At 58.8% G+C, this 17,125-nt stretch carries 15 protein-coding genes and 1 pseudogene; 8 read left to right on the top strand and 8 right to left on the bottom strand.

All coding sequences use genetic code 11. The annotated features are described in order from the left end of the window. Positions 1–377: 377 nt before the first annotated feature. From NCS02_RS14250 to NCS02_RS14230, 5 genes are read right to left on the bottom strand one after another with little or no spacing between them, the layout of a single operon-like run. Entirely contained in the window at positions 378–1,445 is a 1,068-nt protein-coding gene (locus NCS02_RS14250; protein ID WP_250520747.1) for a beta/alpha barrel domain-containing protein, read from the bottom strand. Continuing rightward, entirely contained in the window at positions 1,442–2,278 is an 837-nt protein-coding gene (locus tag NCS02_RS14245; protein ID WP_250520746.1) for an IclR family transcriptional regulator, read from the bottom strand. The genes NCS02_RS14250 and NCS02_RS14245 overlap by 4 nt, the downstream gene beginning before the upstream one ends. Before the next feature lie 34 nt (positions 2,279–2,312). Continuing rightward, entirely contained in the window at positions 2,313–3,245 is a 933-nt protein-coding gene (locus NCS02_RS14240; protein WP_250520745.1) for a DUF6282 family protein, read from the bottom strand. A gap of 10 nt (positions 3,246–3,255) precedes the next feature. Further along, positions 3,256–4,020, bottom strand: coding sequence for an HpcH/HpaI aldolase family protein (locus tag NCS02_RS14235; protein ID WP_350029923.1), 765 nt, complete (start codon positions 4,018–4,020; stop codon positions 3,256–3,258). Further along, positions 4,017–4,430 (bottom strand): cupin domain-containing protein, encoded by a 414-nt coding sequence (locus NCS02_RS14230; RefSeq protein ID WP_250520743.1) that lies wholly within the window; start codon positions 4,428–4,430, stop codon positions 4,017–4,019. Before NCS02_RS14230 ends, NCS02_RS14235 begins: the two co-directional genes overlap by 4 nt. A gap of 284 nt (positions 4,431–4,714) precedes the next feature. Here NCS02_RS14230 and NCS02_RS14225 point away from each other — a divergent pair, with 284 nt between their 5' ends. The 8 genes and pseudogenes from NCS02_RS14225 to NCS02_RS14200 all read left to right on the top strand — a co-directional run bounded on the left by NCS02_RS14225 (position 4,715) and on the right by NCS02_RS14200 (position 13,460). Beyond that, complete coding sequence (locus NCS02_RS14225; RefSeq protein ID WP_250520742.1) at positions 4,715–6,151, top strand: NAD-dependent succinate-semialdehyde dehydrogenase; 1,437 nt, start codon at positions 4,715–4,717, stop codon at positions 6,149–6,151. Between the two features lie 11 nt (positions 6,152–6,162). After that, positions 6,163–7,779 (top strand): GMC family oxidoreductase, encoded by a 1,617-nt coding sequence (locus NCS02_RS14220; RefSeq protein ID WP_250520749.1) that lies wholly within the window; start codon positions 6,163–6,165, stop codon positions 7,777–7,779. A 63-nt stretch (positions 7,780–7,842) separates the two neighbouring features. Further along, positions 7,843–9,189 (top strand): MFS transporter, encoded by a 1,347-nt coding sequence (locus NCS02_RS14215; protein WP_250520741.1) that lies wholly within the window; start codon positions 7,843–7,845, stop codon positions 9,187–9,189. Positions 9,190–9,475: 286 nt separating this feature from the next. Continuing rightward, the gene (locus tag NCS02_RS36465) at positions 9,476–9,565 is read left to right on the top strand and encodes a hypothetical protein (RefSeq protein ID WP_350029922.1); all 90 of its coding nucleotides are present in this window, start codon (positions 9,476–9,478) and stop codon (positions 9,563–9,565) included. 296 nt (positions 9,566–9,861) lie between these two features. Beyond that, positions 9,862–9,957: pseudogene (locus NCS02_RS36600) on the top strand (L-carnitine dehydrogenase); the annotation flags it as partial. Positions 9,958–10,060: 103 nt separating this feature from the next. Beyond that, entirely contained in the window at positions 10,061–11,023 is a 963-nt protein-coding gene (locus tag NCS02_RS14210) for a GlxA family transcriptional regulator (protein ID WP_250520740.1), read from the top strand. A gap of 234 nt (positions 11,024–11,257) precedes the next feature. Then, positions 11,258–12,211: a choline ABC transporter substrate-binding protein gene (gene choX / locus NCS02_RS14205; RefSeq protein WP_250520739.1), complete on the top strand. Its 954-nt coding sequence runs from the start codon at positions 11,258–11,260 to the stop codon at positions 12,209–12,211. Positions 12,212–12,335: 124 nt separating this feature from the next. After that, positions 12,336–13,460, top strand: coding sequence for a porin (locus NCS02_RS14200; RefSeq protein WP_250520738.1), 1,125 nt, complete (start codon positions 12,336–12,338; stop codon positions 13,458–13,460). 57 nt (positions 13,461–13,517) lie between these two features. On the opposite strand, the gene NCS02_RS14195 is transcribed toward NCS02_RS14200, so the two are convergent. The 3 genes from NCS02_RS14195 to istB form a co-directional block, all read right to left on the bottom strand. After that, positions 13,518–15,032, bottom strand: coding sequence for a sulfatase-like hydrolase/transferase (locus tag NCS02_RS14195; protein WP_284504493.1), 1,515 nt, complete (start codon positions 15,030–15,032; stop codon positions 13,518–13,520). Between the two features lie 692 nt (positions 15,033–15,724). Beyond that, entirely contained in the window at positions 15,725–16,036 is a 312-nt protein-coding gene (locus NCS02_RS14190) for a hypothetical protein (protein WP_250520737.1), read from the bottom strand. 174 nt (positions 16,037–16,210) lie between these two features. After that, on the bottom strand, positions 16,211–16,978 hold the full coding sequence (gene istB / locus NCS02_RS14185) for an IS21-like element helper ATPase IstB (protein WP_008344574.1): 768 nt from the start codon (positions 16,976–16,978) through the stop codon (positions 16,211–16,213). Positions 16,979–17,125: the final 147 nt, after the last annotated feature.

Genomic DNA, 17,125 nt, shown 5'->3' with positions numbered 1-17,125 from the left:
GCCGAATGTATATATGCAATCCAGCACCTGCTCGCCGTAGAACAGATTGTTTGGCAAACGGGACGAGGCCATGTATAAGCGTGCGACTTTACCTACCAGCCAACGTGACAGAACCGCTTGCAATCCGGGAGGCGTCCACATAAGCGTTGCCTGAGTCCTGAGGCGGTGGGTCTGGCGGGGTGCGCGGCGCACGAGGTTGTGCTTACCTCGAAAGGCCGTCCGGTGCCCGGGAATTAGCACTGTAAGCTCGCAAGGGCGGTCCCTTCACGAGCTTGCAGATAGTAGGGGTGCGGTAAGGCGCAATGAAGAAAGCTGACACAAAGGTGAGGCGGAGCTGCAGTAGTAGGTGTTGGCGTCTCCGATTGAATATGGCGTGCTCAGTCAGTAGCGGGTGCGAAATTCATCCAGTAGCCGGGACGACTGGCCTGCTCCTGATACGTTTCAACGCTGTCGGCCGCGCGCCCAAGTATATCGTTGACAGACTCACCTCGAGCGCAGAGATAATCATCCAGCTCGGAAATTGCCCTGCTCAGTGCGGCGTACCCGTCTGTCAGCACGACCGACGTCATCTCTGTGGCGCAGGCGCCGGCAAGAAGGAATCGAGCGACATCGAGTCCATTGCGCGCGCCATTAGTCGCAAGCAGTGGAAAGTCGACACCCAATCGACGGCGCGCGAGCGAAATCCAGCGAGCGGTAAGCGGCAAGGCCCAGCCGCCCCCGACTGCCGCGTTGGTTCCCAACACCGGGCGTTGTGTTTCGAGGTCAGGCAAAAATCCCATGAAACGGCCCATGAGGATGACTGCGTCAGCGCCGCCCGCTTGTGCGGCGGCGGCGATCCCGGTGACATCCTCGCTCTGGCCCGTCAGTTTGATCCATAAGGGCAATCGCGTACTCGCGCGCAACCGCGCAACAATCCTGGTAATGCGATCCGCGTCTCGCTCTAGTCGGATCGCCCCTTGCGCTGCTTCTTCGCCGTGCGGAGCACCGATGTTGACCTCAAGCACACGGAGTCCCGCTTGTTCCACCTGCGCCGCATAGCGCGCGCACTGTTCCAGATCGCTAAGAATCAGGCTGGGAACAACAAAGCTGTCACTCGTGCGCGCTTCAGAGTCGAGCAACGTGAGTTCGTCTATCCATTCGTCGAAGTCGCGCTGCACGAGGCCCGAGCGACAGAAAAGAGTAGCGTCTACCGACTGCCTTTGATGCCATGGGACAGCGTTCCACTTGCTATCAAGCAGCGCGTAATCCGTTCGGTCCAGCTGGTCTTTGGCGGCCGACGATTCGTTGGTCGACTTAGCGACCACGGCGCCGGCCCCGTGCCGTAGCGCGGCCCGAATTGCCGCGCTCGTCATTGTGTGTTCGCCCGCGCCGCAGATGACAGGGTTTTTCAATGTGAGCGCGCCAATGCGGCTCTCAAGTCGGTTTGTTTGCATGAGTCCGATCAAGCCTTTTTCTTGCGACGGACGGCCAGCGTGCGTTCATACGCATCACCATTCAAGCGTGCGCTAAGCGCGGCCGCCGCGCTTTGAATATGTTCCAGCATCGTCGGATCGGGAGGCGAGACGACCTCGCCACTCGATCCGACTACGCCGATTGTCCCGAGGACCGCGTTGCCGTGGCCAAAGATCGGGCAGCACAGTGCGTTAATGCCAAAGGTCACTTCGCCGTCTGCATCGTCGTACAGACGCGCTCGAATCAGTTCGAGCCGGGCCGCAAGTTCGACGGGATCCGTCATGGTGCGGGCCGTGAGCGGTTGCATCTTGCGGCGCATAACACGTTGCTGCGTCGCCTCGTCAGCGAACGCCAATACGATGCGCCCTTGCGCGGAACAGTACGGCTGTACGCGGTTACCGGGCTTCACCGAGATGCAGACATTTGCCTTCGACTCGACGGTGGCGACCACCAGAGCCGTATCATTAGTCGCCACCGACAATAGCGCCGTCTGACCGGTCGCGTCGCGGATCTGTGTCAGGTACGGATCGGCCAGTGTGCGCAGATCGAACTGCTCGCTTGCCGCTGCGCCGTAGATCACGAGACGGGCGCCGAGGCGGTATTTCTCACTGACGATATCCTGCTCGACCACGCCGAGCTGACGAAGCGACGCAAGGTGCCGGTAGACGCGGGGTTTCGGTTCCTCGACGATCTGTGCCAGTTCCGTGACACCCATCGGCCGACGTGCTGACGACAGCTCATCGAGCAGCCTGAACACGATTCCGACCGACTCCAGCACCGCCGGGCCTTCGCCATGTGTCTGCACCCGCGCCTTTTGCGTTGCCATGTCTCTCTTCTCTCCGGTGTGGGCCCGGCGCGGTTCAGATACCCATCAGCCGAGCGGCGTTGCCCGACGTCATTTTACGGATATCTGTCTCGCTGTACCCAATGTCAAGTGCCGTGCGGATTACGCTGCGGAATCCGTCGCCGATCGTCGGATTGCCCTTCTGGCCAAGATCCGAACCGAGGATGGTCAGATCGACGGTACCAGCTTCGATAACCTGGCCGAGGAACTCCGGGTCGTAAAACTTGAATTTGGAGCCGGGCACCCACATACACATCGAATGCTCCATGAATACGCCCTCGCTCGCGAGCTGGCGCATGTGATCGAGCGTCGCGTCCACGACATAGGTCGGATGATTGACAAGCAGCTTTTTGATGCCCCGCTTGCGGGCTTCCTCGAAGAGCGGAAAGATTTCGTCGATATGGAGGTGACCGCCCGACAGCACGACGCCGGCCTCTGCGATAAGGTCGAGGATCGCAAGCACTTCGTTTTTCAGCTTTCCGTCGTCATTGAGCACGGTGAGCGGAATCGGTTCGAGCATGGCCTGCGTGGTCTGCGGGAATTTCTGATTGAACTCCTTGTCCTGATGATGATGGGCAATGTGATTGGCCGACGAGAACGTTGGCATCCACACCAGGTTTGCGCCGAGCTTGAGGCCATGCTCCACGGCGTGGACGTTTAGTCCGCCGACGGCGTTGTTCAGCGGCACCCCGGAGAGCACCTGGACGCCCAGATCTTCGAAGTGTTTGTTGAGCAAATACGAAACAGGCGTGCACGAGTAATAGTGATCCTTCAGCAGCACGGCTTTGAGACCGGAGGCGGACGCTTCGCGGATAGCTTCTACGTGATCCAGGTAGCGCGCCATCACCGATGGTCCGCTGTGGCAATGCAAATCGATCGCACCTTTCATGAGTCGGTCGACCAGCGCGTCTTGTTCGGTGGTATCAAGTTCAAGGGTAATGTCGTTCATGGAAAATCCTTTAATGTTCGGCATGCACGCTCTGCACGGCCTGAAGCCAGCCGGCACGCATCATGGACTGATCCGAGCCGATGACAAAAAATGAGGCACCGGCTGCGCGCCATGAAGGCACACTCGCCGTTTCGCCGAGAAACAAGCCTCCTGCCTTGCGGGCGCTCACCGCGGCCTTCAAAGTAGCGCGCGTGGCACGTTCGACAGCGGCGTCCTCGATATCGAACGTGCGCATGGACACCGAAAGATCCGCGCGCCCGACGAAAAGGCAATCGACACCGTCTACTGCCGCGATTGAATCGAGTTGTTCGATCGCGTCTTCATCCTCAATCTGGCAGATGACCGTTGCCATGGCGTCCTGACGGGCGATGTGCTCGCGCATTGGCACAACGCCATACTGACCAGCACGTGCGGAATTCGAGAAGCCGCGCACGCCTCGCGCGTAGCGCGTGCAGGCGACAATCTCAGCCGCCTGAGCGGCGCTTCGCACATGCGGCGCAAGAATGCCGTCCGCGCCCATGTCGAGTACCTGAAGCAGGGTCGCCGCGGATGTGTCTGGCACTCGCACGAGACCGACGACGTTCGCCGCGCGACACGCCAGCAGACACGCATCTATCGCATCAGCCGAAAAGGGCGCGTGTTCGGCGTCGATCACCACCGCGTCAAGTCCGGCTGCGCCCGCAATCTCGACAGGCTGGTAGTGGCCCGTCTTTACGAACGAGCTGACGAGTGGCGTGCCCGCGAGCAGGCGGCTGCGAAAGCTATCCGCGTTCACGCCGTGGTTCCGGTTGGTGAGGAATCGCGCTTGCTCACGTCGTTGAATTCGCTCGCCTGATATTCCACCAGATGGCGATAGTCTTCTCGTAACGGCGCGAACACATCAAGATTAAGCACAACCTCATCGCCGAGCGGCTCCGCATAGTGAACAACGTGCGGTGGAATGCGGATCATCGTGCCCGGGCCGCCTTCGATCACATCGTCGCCAAGGTGGAAGCGCACGCGCCCCTGCACGATCAACACGAGCTGTTCGAACGTGTGGCTGTGCGGGGACACCTGCATGCCAGGGGTGAGCCAGTTCATCACGCACATCACGTCGTCGCCGCGAAAGCCAACACGCTCTACGCCGCGGCGCACCACTTCACGCGGCAGATCATTCCAGTTGTGAAGAAGCTTCTGGTAACTCATCGCAATTCGTCTCCTGTGGGTTGGGCGCGGCCGCGGCCGATTCCGTTGCTTCCGACGTTTCCTTCCAAAAGAACGTCGTTTCGATGAGGAGAATACTACCCTCATCAACGCAGAGGTCAAGCGTATCTAGTTGAAAAGACGTCGGGGTTTGCACGGGGGTAGCAAGTCCTTGACACGCTTTGAAAATCGCCTCTAGCATGTGTCACTGACAAGAACGTCGTTTCGATTAACGAAACGGAAACGATAAATTTCCACGGTCGAACACCGTGTAACCGGAATGCAAGATGACGTTACATACCCCTTTGCTAATCGATGGTGAATGGCGCGCCGGCACGCATGAACAGCGCGCGGTTGTGCGTAACCCCAGCACTGGCGCGTCGCTCGGCGAACTCACGCTTGCCAGTGAACAAGACATGGCGCTCGCGTTAGAGGCGGCGCAGCGCGGTTTCGAGACGTGGCGCAAAACGTCAGCTTACGAGCGGGCGAAGATCCTGGGCCGCGCGGCGGATCTGCTTCGCGAACGCGCAGAATCGATCGCGCAACTGATCACCCTCGAGCAGGGCAAGCCGCTCGCCGAGGCGCGCATGGAAGCAGGCGGTGCGGGTGACCATGTCGACTGGTACGCGGAAGAAGCGCGACGCGCATATGGCCGGCTGATTCCCGCACGTCAGCGCGGCGCGCGCCAGATCGTGCAGCGTGAACCGGTGGGTCCGGTCGCCGCGTTCAGCCCATGGAATTTTCCGGTTTCGCAGCTTGTGCGCAAAATTGCGGGTGCACTGGCAGCCGGCTGCTCCATTATCGCGAAAGGGCCTGAAGAGACGCCGTCGTCTTGCATAGAAATGTGCCGGGCGTTTCAGGACGCAGGTCTGCCGAGCGGCGTCTTGAACCTGCTGTTTGGGGTGCCGGCAGAGGTGTCATCGTACTTGATTCGCTCGGACGTCATCCGTAAGGTCTCGTTCACCGGCTCTGTGCCCGTCGGACGAGCGCTCGGCGCGATGGCGGCGCAGCATCTCAAGCGTTGCACCCTGGAATTGGGCGGCCACGCGCCGTTTATCGTTTCTGAGGATGCCGATGTCAGCGCGGCCGCTGCGCTAGGCGCGGGCCTGAAGTTTCGTAACGCGGGCCAAGTGTGCGCATCTCCCACGCGCTTCTTTGTGCAGTCGTCCGTCTACGATGCCTTCACCGATGCTTTCGCCAGCCACGCCGCGCGCCTTAAGGTCGGGGCGGGCGATGCAAGCGACACTCAAATGGGCCCCGTTGCACACGCCCGCCGCCTCGATGCCATGGCGTCATTTGTGGCCGACGCGCGGGAGTGCGGTGCGACGGTGCGTGTGGGCGGCGAGCGCGTCCCGGGCACGGATGGCTACTTTTTCCAACCGACTGTTCTCACGGATGTGCCCGACAGCGCACGCGTGATGCATGACGAACCGTTCGGCCCTATTGCGAGCGTCCTGCGTTTCGATACGCTCGATGAAGTCATCGGACGCGCCAACGCGCTGCCATACGGACTGGCCGCCTTCGCGTTCACGCGCTCGATCGCGACCGCGACGCGCCTCGCTGACGATCTCGAATGCGGCATGGTGTCGATAAATCACTTTGGGCTCGCCGCCCCGGAAACGCCCTTCGGTGGCTGGAAAGACAGCGGCTACGGCAGCGAAGGCGGCAGCGAAGGGCTCGACGCGTATCTCCAGCCGAAGTTCGTCAGCCAGGTCGGCGTGTGAGGGAAGCGACGATGCGAACTTACGACTACATCGTTGCAGGCGGCGGCTCGGGCGGATGTACCGTCGCTGCGCGGCTAGTTGAGGCGGGACGCTCTGTGTTGCTGCTAGAAGCAGGGCCGCGCGACAATCATCCATTCATTCATATTCCCGGGACGTTCATCCGAGTACATGGAACGCGCCGCACGTGGATGTATCGCACTGATGCGCAGGAGCACGTGAATGGCCGTGAGGTGTATATCCCGCAAGGACGCACGCTCGGCGGCGGCTCGTCCGTCAATGCGATGATCTACATTCGCGGCCAGCAGCAGGACTACGACGACTGGGCTGAGGCAGGTGCCACCGGCTGGAGTTTCGGTGAGGTGCTACCTTACTTTCTCCGCGCCGAAGGCAACGAGCGCCTCGGCGCGCCGCTTCATGGCAGGGATGGTCCGCTCAAGGTGAGTGACGGTACGCATCGGCATCCGTTGAGCGATGCGTTCGTGCAGGCGGCGGTCGAGGCGGGCGTGCCCTACACGGAGGATTTCAACGGGGCGAGTCAGGAAGGCGCGGGCTACTATCAGACGACGACCGACAAGGGGCGCCGCTGCAGCTCGGCAGTTGCGTATTTGAAGCGAGTGCGGGGGCATCGCAATCTGACGGTTCTGACGGGCTACGAAGCAGAGCGGCTTGTGTTCGACGGACGCCGCGCTGTCGGCGTGATCGCGCGCACCAGCGACGGCACCCGTCATGAGTTCCGTTGCCGCGCGGAAGTTGTGCTTAGCGCGGGCGCGCTCGCCACGCCGCGTATCCTGATGCTATCCGGTGTCGGCGACGGCGTACATCTGCGCGATTTGGGCATCGGGGTGCTGCACGATCTTCCGGGCGTCGGGCGCAACTTCCAGGACCATCTTTCGGCATCGGTGTATGCGCGCACGCGCGAGCCGATGAGTCTGCTGGGCCACGATCGCGGCGTGAAAGCGCTGCGTCATGGGTTGCAATATGTGGCTGCTCGACGCGGGCTTCTGACCTCGAACGTCATCGAAAGCGGCGCTTTCGTAGATGCCACGGGCTGCGGCCGACCCGACGTGCAATTCCACGTTGTGCCCACACTAGTTGGTGATGTCGATCGCGCTGCTCCCTCGGGCCATGGCATCTCGGTTAACCCGTGCGCGCTGCGGCCGAAATCCAGAGGCGTGCTGCGGCTGCGCAGCGCCGACCCCGACGATGGCTTCTCGCTGGACGCAGGTTTCCTCTCCGATCAACGCGATCTCGACACGATGGTTGCGGGCGTGCGCTTCGCGCGGCGTATCATGCGATCCCCAGCGCTTGCGTCGTTGCTCGACGGCATGCTCGTGCTACCGGATGTCGCCGACGATGCAATTCCGCAGCAGGTGTACGAGGACTATGTCCGCTCGGTTGCGAAAACCGTCTTCCATCCGGTAGGCACGTGCAGGATGGGAACGGACCAACTCGCGGTCGTTAGTCCTGATCTGCGTGTGCACGGCGTCGAGGGACTCCGTGTCGCAGACGCGTCGGTAATGCCGCTGATCGTAAGCGGCAACACCAACGCACCGACCATCATGATCGGCGAGCGCTGCGCCGAGTTCATGCTGACCCAGAGCGGATCCAACGTTCGACGGGCGGCCTGAGCTCAAAGACCAATACAACAGGCGCACGGCGACGTGCGTGCGACATGCAGTACAGGAGACAACATGAACCTTTTATCACGCTCGACCTTCGAGTCCTCACGCGACTGGGTGCTCTATAACCGCGTCGCGCGCCGCATTCTGCCTTTCCTGTTTTTTCTTTACATCATCTCGTTTCTGGATCGCGTCAACGTCGGCTTTGCGAAGCTGCAAATGGCGGCCGACATCGGGCTTAGCGACACCGCATTTGGTTTCGGCGCAGGGGTGTTTTTTATCGGCTACTGCATGTGTGAGATTCCCAGCAATTTGATGCTGCAGAGAATCGGCGCTAAGATCTGGATTGCACGAATCATGGTGGTGTGGGGCATCGTGTCTTGCTGCATGATGTTCACCCATTCGCCAACCTCGTTTTATATCCTGCGCTTCTTGCTCGGCATTTCCGAAGCAGGTTTCTATCCGGGCATCGTGCTGTATTTAACCTACTGGTTTCCTGGCTTCGCGCGCTCGCAGGCGATGGCCTATTTCAATCTTGGCATTGCGCTCGCGGGTGTGCTGGGCAGTCCGCTCTCGGGCTGGATCATGCAGACTTTCGCGGGCGTGTGGGGTTTGGCGGGCTGGCAGTGGCTGTTTTTGCTCGAGGGCTCGCCCGCGATTATTTTCGGCATTGTTACGTATTTCTACCTCGATGATGGCCCTGGCAAGGTGCGCTGGTTGAGCCAGGAGGACAACGCGCGTCTTAGCTCGCAGCTCAACGCCGAGCGCAGCGTGCATGAAAGTAACGGCGCGCAACATAACTTCCGCGCGGCGTTTTCTAACAAGGGCATCTGGTGTCTGATTGTGACGAACTTCACGCTGTTATGCGGCACGTATGGCGTCTCGTTCTGGATGCCGCAGATCGTCAAGAACCTCGGCGTCCGTAATCTCCTTACCACCGGGTTGCTTGCCGCGGTGCCGTTTGCGGTCGCTGCAGTCGTCATGATCATAGTCAGCAAGCATTCCGATCGCACGAAGGAACGGCGCTGGCACGGCACCGTCGCAACGGCACTCTCGGCATGCGGGCTGTTGATTAGCGCCTACTTCCACAGCCAGCCGTGGCTCTCGTTGTTTGGCCTAAGCCTAGCGATGGCAGGCGGCTTGTCCGCGTTTTGCGTGTTGTGGGCTTTGCCCGGCGTACTGCTTACTGGACAGGCTGCAGCCGCCGCAATCGCACTCATGGCAATGATTGGCAATCTTGGCGGATATGCGGCTCCGTTCATGATCGGCTGGATGCGCGACCGCACGGGACACCTTGAAAGCGGCCTATATGCGCTGGCGATTGCCGCCTTTGTGGGAGCGTTGACGATGGCCTGTGTACCGCAGCTGCGCCGAGCGAAAATCACGCGTGAAACAGTACCAAGCGACACCCCCGCTTGAGCCTCCACGGCAGGAGCAACGTGAGGCGAGGATGCGCCACGGGGTGCTTTCGCATGCGTAAGACGATGCAACGAAAGCGCCTTAGTCAAACGGGCGATAGAGCTTCTGTAGAGAAGGGTTAAATGGCAACGCAGAAGCATTCAGACCTCTCGCAGCAAGATCTGCCGCGTTTGGCGATTGGGCATAACCCGTGACCAATTCGCGAAACGGATTAGCGTCTGGTCTCATCGACTTCGTTCGGCCAGATCGGAAAGCGTAGCCTACGGTTTGTCTTTGCGGCGCTCATATGACGAGGCGGCAAAGCGGGACGTCGGTAATCCTCGGCTGCTCGCGTTACCCCAATTGCCGTGTGACCCGACTCTATCCGGCTTGCTAAGTCGTCCGGTGAGGTTCTACGGGAACAGCAGCAGCACTGCCCGAGATGCTCATCGCATCTTTACACCAAAACTTTTCCGACACTAAACAGGTATTAGAAAGTTAAGCGCTGTAACCTCGGTCGCCACCGTATTTTCAGTCCGGATTGTGACCGTCCGTCACACGTGAGCGGTCGACGCACGGTCAATCGATCGATGTCTATTCCCCTCCTACTTGGCCTTGCCCCCCAGCATCGCAAGCCAATCCATTTCGGGATCGCAGCACTCTGCCGAATGGCCTTAAGCGGACTTCGTTTAGGAGAGTGCACCGGAGCGCGAGGACTCGTCAACGTCTGGGCTTTTGCCGTCCGATTTCTCCGCAAAGGCCGTTAATCCTGGGCGCTGCTTGGTCGGCGGGGTCGCGACTACCGCGACCGGTAAGCGGGTCGCGCACTAACCGATCTTGTTCAGCGTTTTTTGTCGGGCTAGCGTTAGCCAGTTTTTCGGAGGCATAAAGCATGAACGTCCCAGACATATTTCACTTCCTGATTCTTCCGGGGTTTTCAGCGCTAGGATTCATGTCGGCAATTGAGCCACTGAGAGTAGCCAATCGTTTCCGGAAAGGCGTGTACCAATGGGTCATCGTTAGCTCTGACGGAAACGCGGTGCCGGCGAGCAATGGAATCATGGTCCAAGCTGACGTGTCGATGTCGGAAGTTACCGATGCGAAGACCGTATTCGTGGTGTCAGGATTCGAGCCTCTCGTCGCCTACACACCCACGCTCGGCGCCTGGCTTCGTCAACTCTCAATGCAAGGCGCGGTTCTCGGAGGCATCGATACGGGCGTCTTTACGCTTGCCGAAGCAAACCTTATCGGCAGCGAACGAGTCACGCTGCACTGGGAGGCCGCGTCAAGTTTCAACGAACGCTATCCATCCATCACGTACGTCACGGAACTATTTGAATTGTGCGACCAGAGAATCACGTGCGCAGGAGGAACGGCGACCATAGACCTTATGCTTGACATCATCCTCCGGCGGCATGGCGCTGAACTAGCCTTTTCGATTTCCGAGCAGTTCGTACTTGGTGGTGTTCGCGAGCGGTCAGACCATCAACGCATGCAGGTCACCGCCAGATACAACATTCACAACGCGAAACTGGTGCTGGCAATTGAATTAATGGAGCACCACATGGAGGAGCCGCTCGCAACGGACGAGATTGCAAAGCAGGTTGGCATCACACGAAGGCAGCTAGAGCGCCTCTTTTGCCATGAACTTGCGGATACACCGGCCCGTTTCTATACGGGGCTGCGGCTTACGCGTGCGCGACAGATGTTGCAAAATTCGACTTTGTCTATCATGGAAGTTTGCATAGCATGCGGTTTTGAATCACCCTCCCATTTTTCTCGAGCCTATCGCGCGAAATATAGCCTAGCGCCGCGGAACGACCGCTCGACGCCTCCACATACTTCCGTTGCGTAAATGCATCGCAGAGTACCCAAGCTCGTGGAAGCTCACCCCGCAAACATTTGCGATTAACGACTGACGCGTTTTTTTCTAGCCGAAAGCTGCAAACTCGGCCTCGTCGTCGCACGCGACACATTTGCGGTCGCTAGCAGGCTACTTGTTCATTTTTTCACTGCTTAATCTCCATTCACGCTGGCGTACCGCCAAACGCTACGGTTAGCTCCGGTAACCATACTACGTGGAGACCCCATGAAGTCGAGCAGCTTCAAATCAGGCCGCACCATCTTGCCCCTCATCGTGCCCCTGCTGATGGCAAGCATTACGAATTGTGCGCTAGCGAAAGACCCTGAAACCTGCCAGCGAGTGCGCTTAGCGGATACCGGATGGACCGACTTGGCGGTCACTAACGCAGTCGCCACGACTTTGCTTAGCGCGCTCGGCTACAAGCCTGAGCTGATGCGCGTATCGGTTCCCATTTCGTTCGTCGGTCTCAGCAAAAAGCAGATCGACGTTTCGCTCGGTTACTGGCGGCCAAACCAGGACGAAGCTCTTGCGCCCTACGTCAAGGACAAGTCCGTGACTGTCCTTCAGCCCGCGAACCTTACTGGTGCGAAGTCATCGCTCGCCGTGCCAACCTACGAGTACGAAGCCGGGCTGAAGAACTTGAAGGATCTTCCCAAGTATTACAAAGAGTTGGACGGGAAGATTTACGGGATTGAGGCTGGAAGCAGCGCAAATAAGGTGCTGCAGAAGATGATTGCGAGCAATGCCTACGGACTCGGAAAGTTCACGCTGGTCGAATCCAGTGAGTCTGCAATGCTGGTCGCGGTCAAGCGCGCCATCCAGGCGAAGCGGTGGGTCGTCTTCTGGGGGTGGGAGCCGCATCCTATGAACGACGAGATTCAGATGACCTATCTGAACAGCGACGAAGCGAGCGCTCATGGCGCGACCGTGTACACATTGACCTCGGAAGGGTATGCCGACCGTTGCCCCAACGTCGGGAAGTTGGTCTCCAACCTTCACTTTGATTTGAAGATGGAGAACCAACTAATGGCGCCTGTTCTCAAGGGGGAGCGAGCGCCCGATGTAGTGAAGGCATATCTCAAGAAACACCCAGAACTCGTTAGTAGATGGATCGATGGTGTTTCCACCTTCGATGGTGGCGATGCCCAGCAGGCGGTCTCTGCAACTCTCGCGAACTAAGTCGAAGAAACACACGGTGCGATTCCACGTTGGGTAACGTCTTACGCGTTACCCGAGGGCAACGTATGCGACCCTGCGGGTTCCTAAATATGGAACCCCGAATCTACCTACCTTGGTGTCTCAGATGAGATCAAAAAAATACGTCTTGGGTGCATCCCTCGCCGCCATTTGCCTCTCCGCGAATGCTCAAAGCTCGGTGACGATCTACGGCATCATCGACAACACGCTACAGTACACACGACATACTGGAACCGCAAACTCGCAGCTCAAGCTCCAGTCCGGTCAATTCTCTGCAAGTCAATGGGGTCTGCGCGGGACCGAAGACCTAGGGGGTGGCAACCAGGCACTTTTCAATTTGCAGAACGGCTTCAACGTGAACACAGGAGCGATGAGCGGCGGCCTGATTTTCGGTAGGCGCGCGTATGTTGGTCTGTCCAACAAGACGTACGGAACGGTAACTGCCGGCAGGCAAATTGATACCCTCCAGGACCTTGTCCTCCCGGTTCAAGGCAACTACTACATGGAGTATTTCACAGCTCCCGGTGACGTTGACAATGCCGACGGAACGATCCGAGTGAGCAATGCAGTTAAGTGGACAAGTCCGACGTGGGGAGGGCTGACGATGGCTCTCATGTACGGCTTTGGGGGCACTGCTGGCTCCGTTGCGTCGGGGCAGGCCTATAACGGCGCCGTCAACTATAGAAGCGGCGCACTTACGCTCGCCGCTGGCTATTCTCACTCCGACTACGGCAACGCGAGTCTAGTCACACGCGGCACGAGCGCAGCGGCAGGCATATACTCAACTGCCGTGAACGCGGCCTACACGACGGCGAAGGCGGTCAACATCGCACGGGCAGGTAGTACCTACGTTCTTGGACCTGTCACCTTGGGCGGGTATTACAGCTATTCTGAATACATCCCCGACGGCAACTCCACTTTCCGGAGCGCGGAGCGTTTCAATAACGTCTCGTTATTCGGATACTGGAAAATCGCGCCCGATACGTTCTTCGAGGCCGGATACGACTTCATGAAATCGCATGGGGATTCTTCCGCGACTTACCATCAGTTCACGATTGCGGGTGACTACCTGTTAAGCAAACGCACCGACCTTTACGCTTCCGCCTCTTACGGGCATGCTACTGGGCAGAATGGGCAGGGAACTGCCAAAGCGGTCATTGCTGACACGTATGCTAGCGCTGGTACGGGATCCCAACAAATTGTATTTATTGGCATTCGTCACCGTTTCTGATTTGGTTGGCGCGGCGGATGGGCTATGCTGTTCGGCCCATCCTCTTCGGTCCGTTCTTTAGTAAGCGCCGTACACCATCCCACTGACTTTTGGGGCTGCAGGAAAACGGCTTGCCAGCAGCCTTCTCATTTCCTCAAAACGTCGAGTTTCTTCAACTTCGCCGAACAGATTCCAGTGCTCACCAGGGTCTTTGTCAAGGAAGAATAGTTCACCCCAATTCGGCATGTTCGGATAGACCGTGCAGCGCCACGATTTGGTTATGACGCTCTGGTTGTATACTGCGTCGTCAGCCCGTGGGTGATACTCAGCGAAGAGATGCTCTCGCACGTCGGTCCGTTTCCCATTAAGGATATCGACGAGGCTGACCCCATCGTTAGCAGGGGATGTCATTTCGTAAAGGTCGCAGAATGTCGACAGCAAGTCCAGATGGCTTGTAAGTGCGTCGGACCTGACGCCGCCCTTGATTTCTGGTCCACACATCAGAAACGGGACCTGGAGAAGTTGGCGATACGGGGGCGGCCCTTTTCGGAGCAACCCATGCTCGCCGAGAAATTCACCGTGGTCGGCCGTGAACACGATGTAGGTGTCGTCCATTAAACCGTCGCGCTCCAACGTCTCCAATACTCGCCCGACCGCGTCGTCAATCATGCGCACGCTGCCATACGTATGCGCAATCACGGTTCTAATCGTTTCTTCCGCTATGCGGTCGGTGTGTAGCATGAAGCCTTGCTCACGGACCTTGCTCCCCGGTGGGATGTATGCGTCCTGCATGGGATCATCTCCGTCGGCCATGTACTCAGGCATGCGGTCCAGCTCTCCCGGGACCACGAGCGGCAGCGCTACGTCCGAGGGGCTAAACAGGTCACAGTACGGCCGAGGTGGCGTGAAAGGATGATGTGGGTCCGGAAAGGACATGAACACGCAGAACGGCGACTTGTCTTTGGCGCAGTCTTCCACTATTTCGATGGTACGGTCCGCAATCCAGTTCGTGTAGTGTTGGTCGGCGGGAACGCCGCTCTTCCACACCTCTTTCAGGTCCCTTGCCTGCTCGTCATTGGCGCCTGGATTGAAGAGTTCAGGACTGGAAGGATGATTAGCTTTTAACCAGGTAGCATAGTGGCCAGCCTTCGTGGACTCGTTTGCTTCCCCGAGCACGAGCTCGACGTTGCCGAAACCGTAAAAAGGTCCGTGCCAGCTCGGCGCTTCGGGATTGGCCCAAAACGCCAAGGACTCCGGCATCTTGTGTTCGGACGATGCGAGCAGCGGCTGATAGTGCAGTTTGCCGACAGCGTGAGTCTGCAGTCGTTTAGTGCGAAGAATTTGCCAGAGCGTAGGAACGTCCTCGGGTAGAGCCATTCCGTTTCGACATAGCCCGTGATGGCGAGGGTATAGTCCTGTTGCCATCGTCGCCCTGCTGGGAGAGCAGATTTGATTAGGAGTGTAGTGCCGGTCGAATGCGATGCCTCTCCTCGCGATTCGGTCGAGGTTCGGCGTTAGGTTGACTGTGTTCCCGTTACACGAAAGTGCGTCATATCGCATCTGGTCAACACAAATGAAAAGCAGATTAGCCATCGAGTCCGCCATCAGTGAAAGAGCGACCAGCTCGAAGCTCGAAACGAGCTCGCCGAACGACACTTTGCCGCGAGCGCTGGTCTTACCGTATCCTACGGCGTCAGAAAGCATTCGGTAGCGCACTAGCGACCAAATATGTGCGAATTGCGACGAGCCACTTGGAGCTCGGGCTGGCGAAAGAGAGCGTTCCGCAAGCCCGCCACCACCTTGCAACTCTGCTGCAAGTCCAGGGGTGGCCGGTCTCGACTGTCTCTTTCGGTAGGAACGGGCAAGCCGCTAGACGGCAACGCCGCGAGGTCAGCGGCGATAAGTCGCGCTGACTGCATCTACGCTCGATTGGCAAAGGAGAGGGCGCGATCCTTCCTGCACGGAGCCGGCGTTTGATCCATTTTAGCTGCTTCTTCACAGCCAAGGAGCTCTTGTTGAGACTATTCGCGATTTGCTCTGCCGGCAGCCTTGATTGAGCAACTCCATCACGGCGCGCTGCTTTCGTCGGATTTCTATTGGACATCGGTTCGTGGCTTGGACTGCACGGCTAATGGAACGCCTATGAGCTTACCAATAACCCCGCAAAATCGAGTCAACTGCGGCTGGCCCATGACTGCGCTGACGCGGCGTGCGCAAACTGCAACAGGACGATGTAACGTCGGTCGAATCACGCCGCATGGGCGAGTGCAGCCCATAGACGGTTACTACGACGGTTCCGGCCCGGTCACACGCTGGACAGGACGCTTCAGCAAGAAGCACTCGCGCATACTCCGAAGCGCAAATATCGCCGTTGTCGTCGGCGCGACCAAGGACGACGGATTTGCACGCCGCGCCTCTTTAATAAACGCGGAACGGGCGCCCGCCGATACGAACGCAACGTCCGCAACGATTCGCACTGTAATATCGTCGACCTCGCCGATTTCGACGCCTTCATCAGACACGATCGTCGCAGTCGCGTTGATGCCACGGCGGGTTTCTACGGACACTATGGACGAGGGGTCGATACGAAACGCCATCCAGTTTCTCCATCGGTAGCTGCCGAGCAAGACACTCGGCTCCCTACTTAGGATATCGACTCGACAGTATTGTCAAGGCAGCTGCGTATTTCGGCGAACGTGACCGCCGATTTCGGGAACGTGACCGATTCGGCAAGGTCGGGCGTTGCGCGGTTTCGATTGTAGATTTCCTCGCTAGTTTTGGTCGAGTTCTGGTTCGAGCCCGCTGGGTTGCGGAGATGGTTTTCTGAGCGATTCGCCCGTCAGTTTGATGCGGTGATGACGCTGCATAAGGCGATCTAGCATTGCGTCGGCGATCGTCTCATCGCCTATCCAGCCATGCCAGTGTTCGATTGGTAGCTGGCTGGTCACGATCGTGGCTTTGCCAGCAGATCGGTCGTCAATCATCTCGAGCAAATCGTTTCGGACCATCGCATCGAGCGGAGCCATTCCCCAATCGTCCAGCAGAAGAACATCAACGCGAGCAACCTGCAGCAGCCATTTGGTGAAGCCGCCGTTGCCGTGGAGGACGCGCAGTTCCTCGCCGAGGCGCGGCACACGTAGGTACAACGCGGAGTGCCCGCGTCGGCAGGCATACTGCGCGAGGGCGCAAGCAAGCCATGATTTACCGGCGCCGGTTGGGCCGCTAATGAGCAGGCTGTATCCCGATTCGACCCAGTCGCCGAGAGCGAGGCTCGTGAGCGAACGCGGGTCCACGCCTCGACCAGCGCGCGTGTCGAGATCTTCGATGGCGGCCTGGGGATACTTCAGGCGCGCTTGCTTGAGCAGTCGGGTGCGGCGACGATCATCGCGCCAACTTGCTTCCCGGTCGACCAGCAACGACAGGCGTTCCTCGAAGCTCAGAGCCGCCGTGCCGGGCTGCGTCAGTTGCTCTTCCAATCCGTCAGCGAACCCATCCAGCTTCAGGGTGCGTAGTTGCGTCAAGGTTTGTTGCATCATCATGGCGGGTTCTCCTTATTGGTAGTAGCTGGGGCCGCGCACATGCGCGTGACTTGGACTGACCCATTCGACCGGCGTGGTCGCTGCCGCGCGGTCGCGGTTGTTGATGAGGATGTCGCGCACGTGGCGGTAACGATGTACACCCAATTC

It is taken from the genome of Caballeronia sp. NCF2, from assembly GCF_023631205.1.
Classification (GTDB): domain Bacteria; phylum Pseudomonadota; class Gammaproteobacteria; order Burkholderiales; family Burkholderiaceae; genus Caballeronia; species Caballeronia zhejiangensis.
This window is presented reverse-complemented; position numbering and strand designations above follow the sequence as displayed.

Coding starts and splice junctions, on each gene's coding strand:
- NCS02_RS14195 (WP_284504493.1), bottom strand. CDS start 15,032: ATGGCTAATCTGCTTTTCATTTGTGTTGACCAGATGCGATATGACGCA.
- NCS02_RS14220 (WP_250520749.1), top strand. CDS start 6,163: ATGCGAACTTACGACTACATCGTTGCAGGCGGCGGCTCGGGCGGATGT.
- NCS02_RS14200 (WP_250520738.1), top strand. CDS start 12,336: ATGAGATCAAAAAAATACGTCTTGGGTGCATCCCTCGCCGCCATTTGC.
- NCS02_RS14190 (WP_250520737.1), bottom strand. CDS start 16,036: ATGGCGTTTCGTATCGACCCCTCGTCCATAGTGTCCGTAGAAACCCGC.
- NCS02_RS14240 (WP_250520745.1), bottom strand. CDS start 3,245: ATGAACGACATTACCCTTGAACTTGATACCACCGAACAAGACGCGCTG.
- NCS02_RS14210 (WP_250520740.1), top strand. CDS start 10,061: ATGAACGTCCCAGACATATTTCACTTCCTGATTCTTCCGGGGTTTTCA.
- istB (WP_008344574.1), bottom strand. CDS start 16,978: ATGATGATGCAACAAACCTTGACGCAACTACGCACCCTGAAGCTGGAT.
- NCS02_RS14245 (WP_250520746.1), bottom strand. CDS start 2,278: ATGGCAACGCAAAAGGCGCGGGTGCAGACACATGGCGAAGGCCCGGCG.
- NCS02_RS14230 (WP_250520743.1), bottom strand. CDS start 4,430: ATGAGTTACCAGAAGCTTCTTCACAACTGGAATGATCTGCCGCGTGAA.
- NCS02_RS14225 (WP_250520742.1), top strand. CDS start 4,715: ATGACGTTACATACCCCTTTGCTAATCGATGGTGAATGGCGCGCCGGC.
- NCS02_RS36465 (WP_350029922.1), top strand. CDS start 9,476: ATGACGAGGCGGCAAAGCGGGACGTCGGTAATCCTCGGCTGCTCGCGT.
- choX (WP_250520739.1), top strand. CDS start 11,258: ATGAAGTCGAGCAGCTTCAAATCAGGCCGCACCATCTTGCCCCTCATC.
- NCS02_RS14215 (WP_250520741.1), top strand. CDS start 7,843: ATGAACCTTTTATCACGCTCGACCTTCGAGTCCTCACGCGACTGGGTG.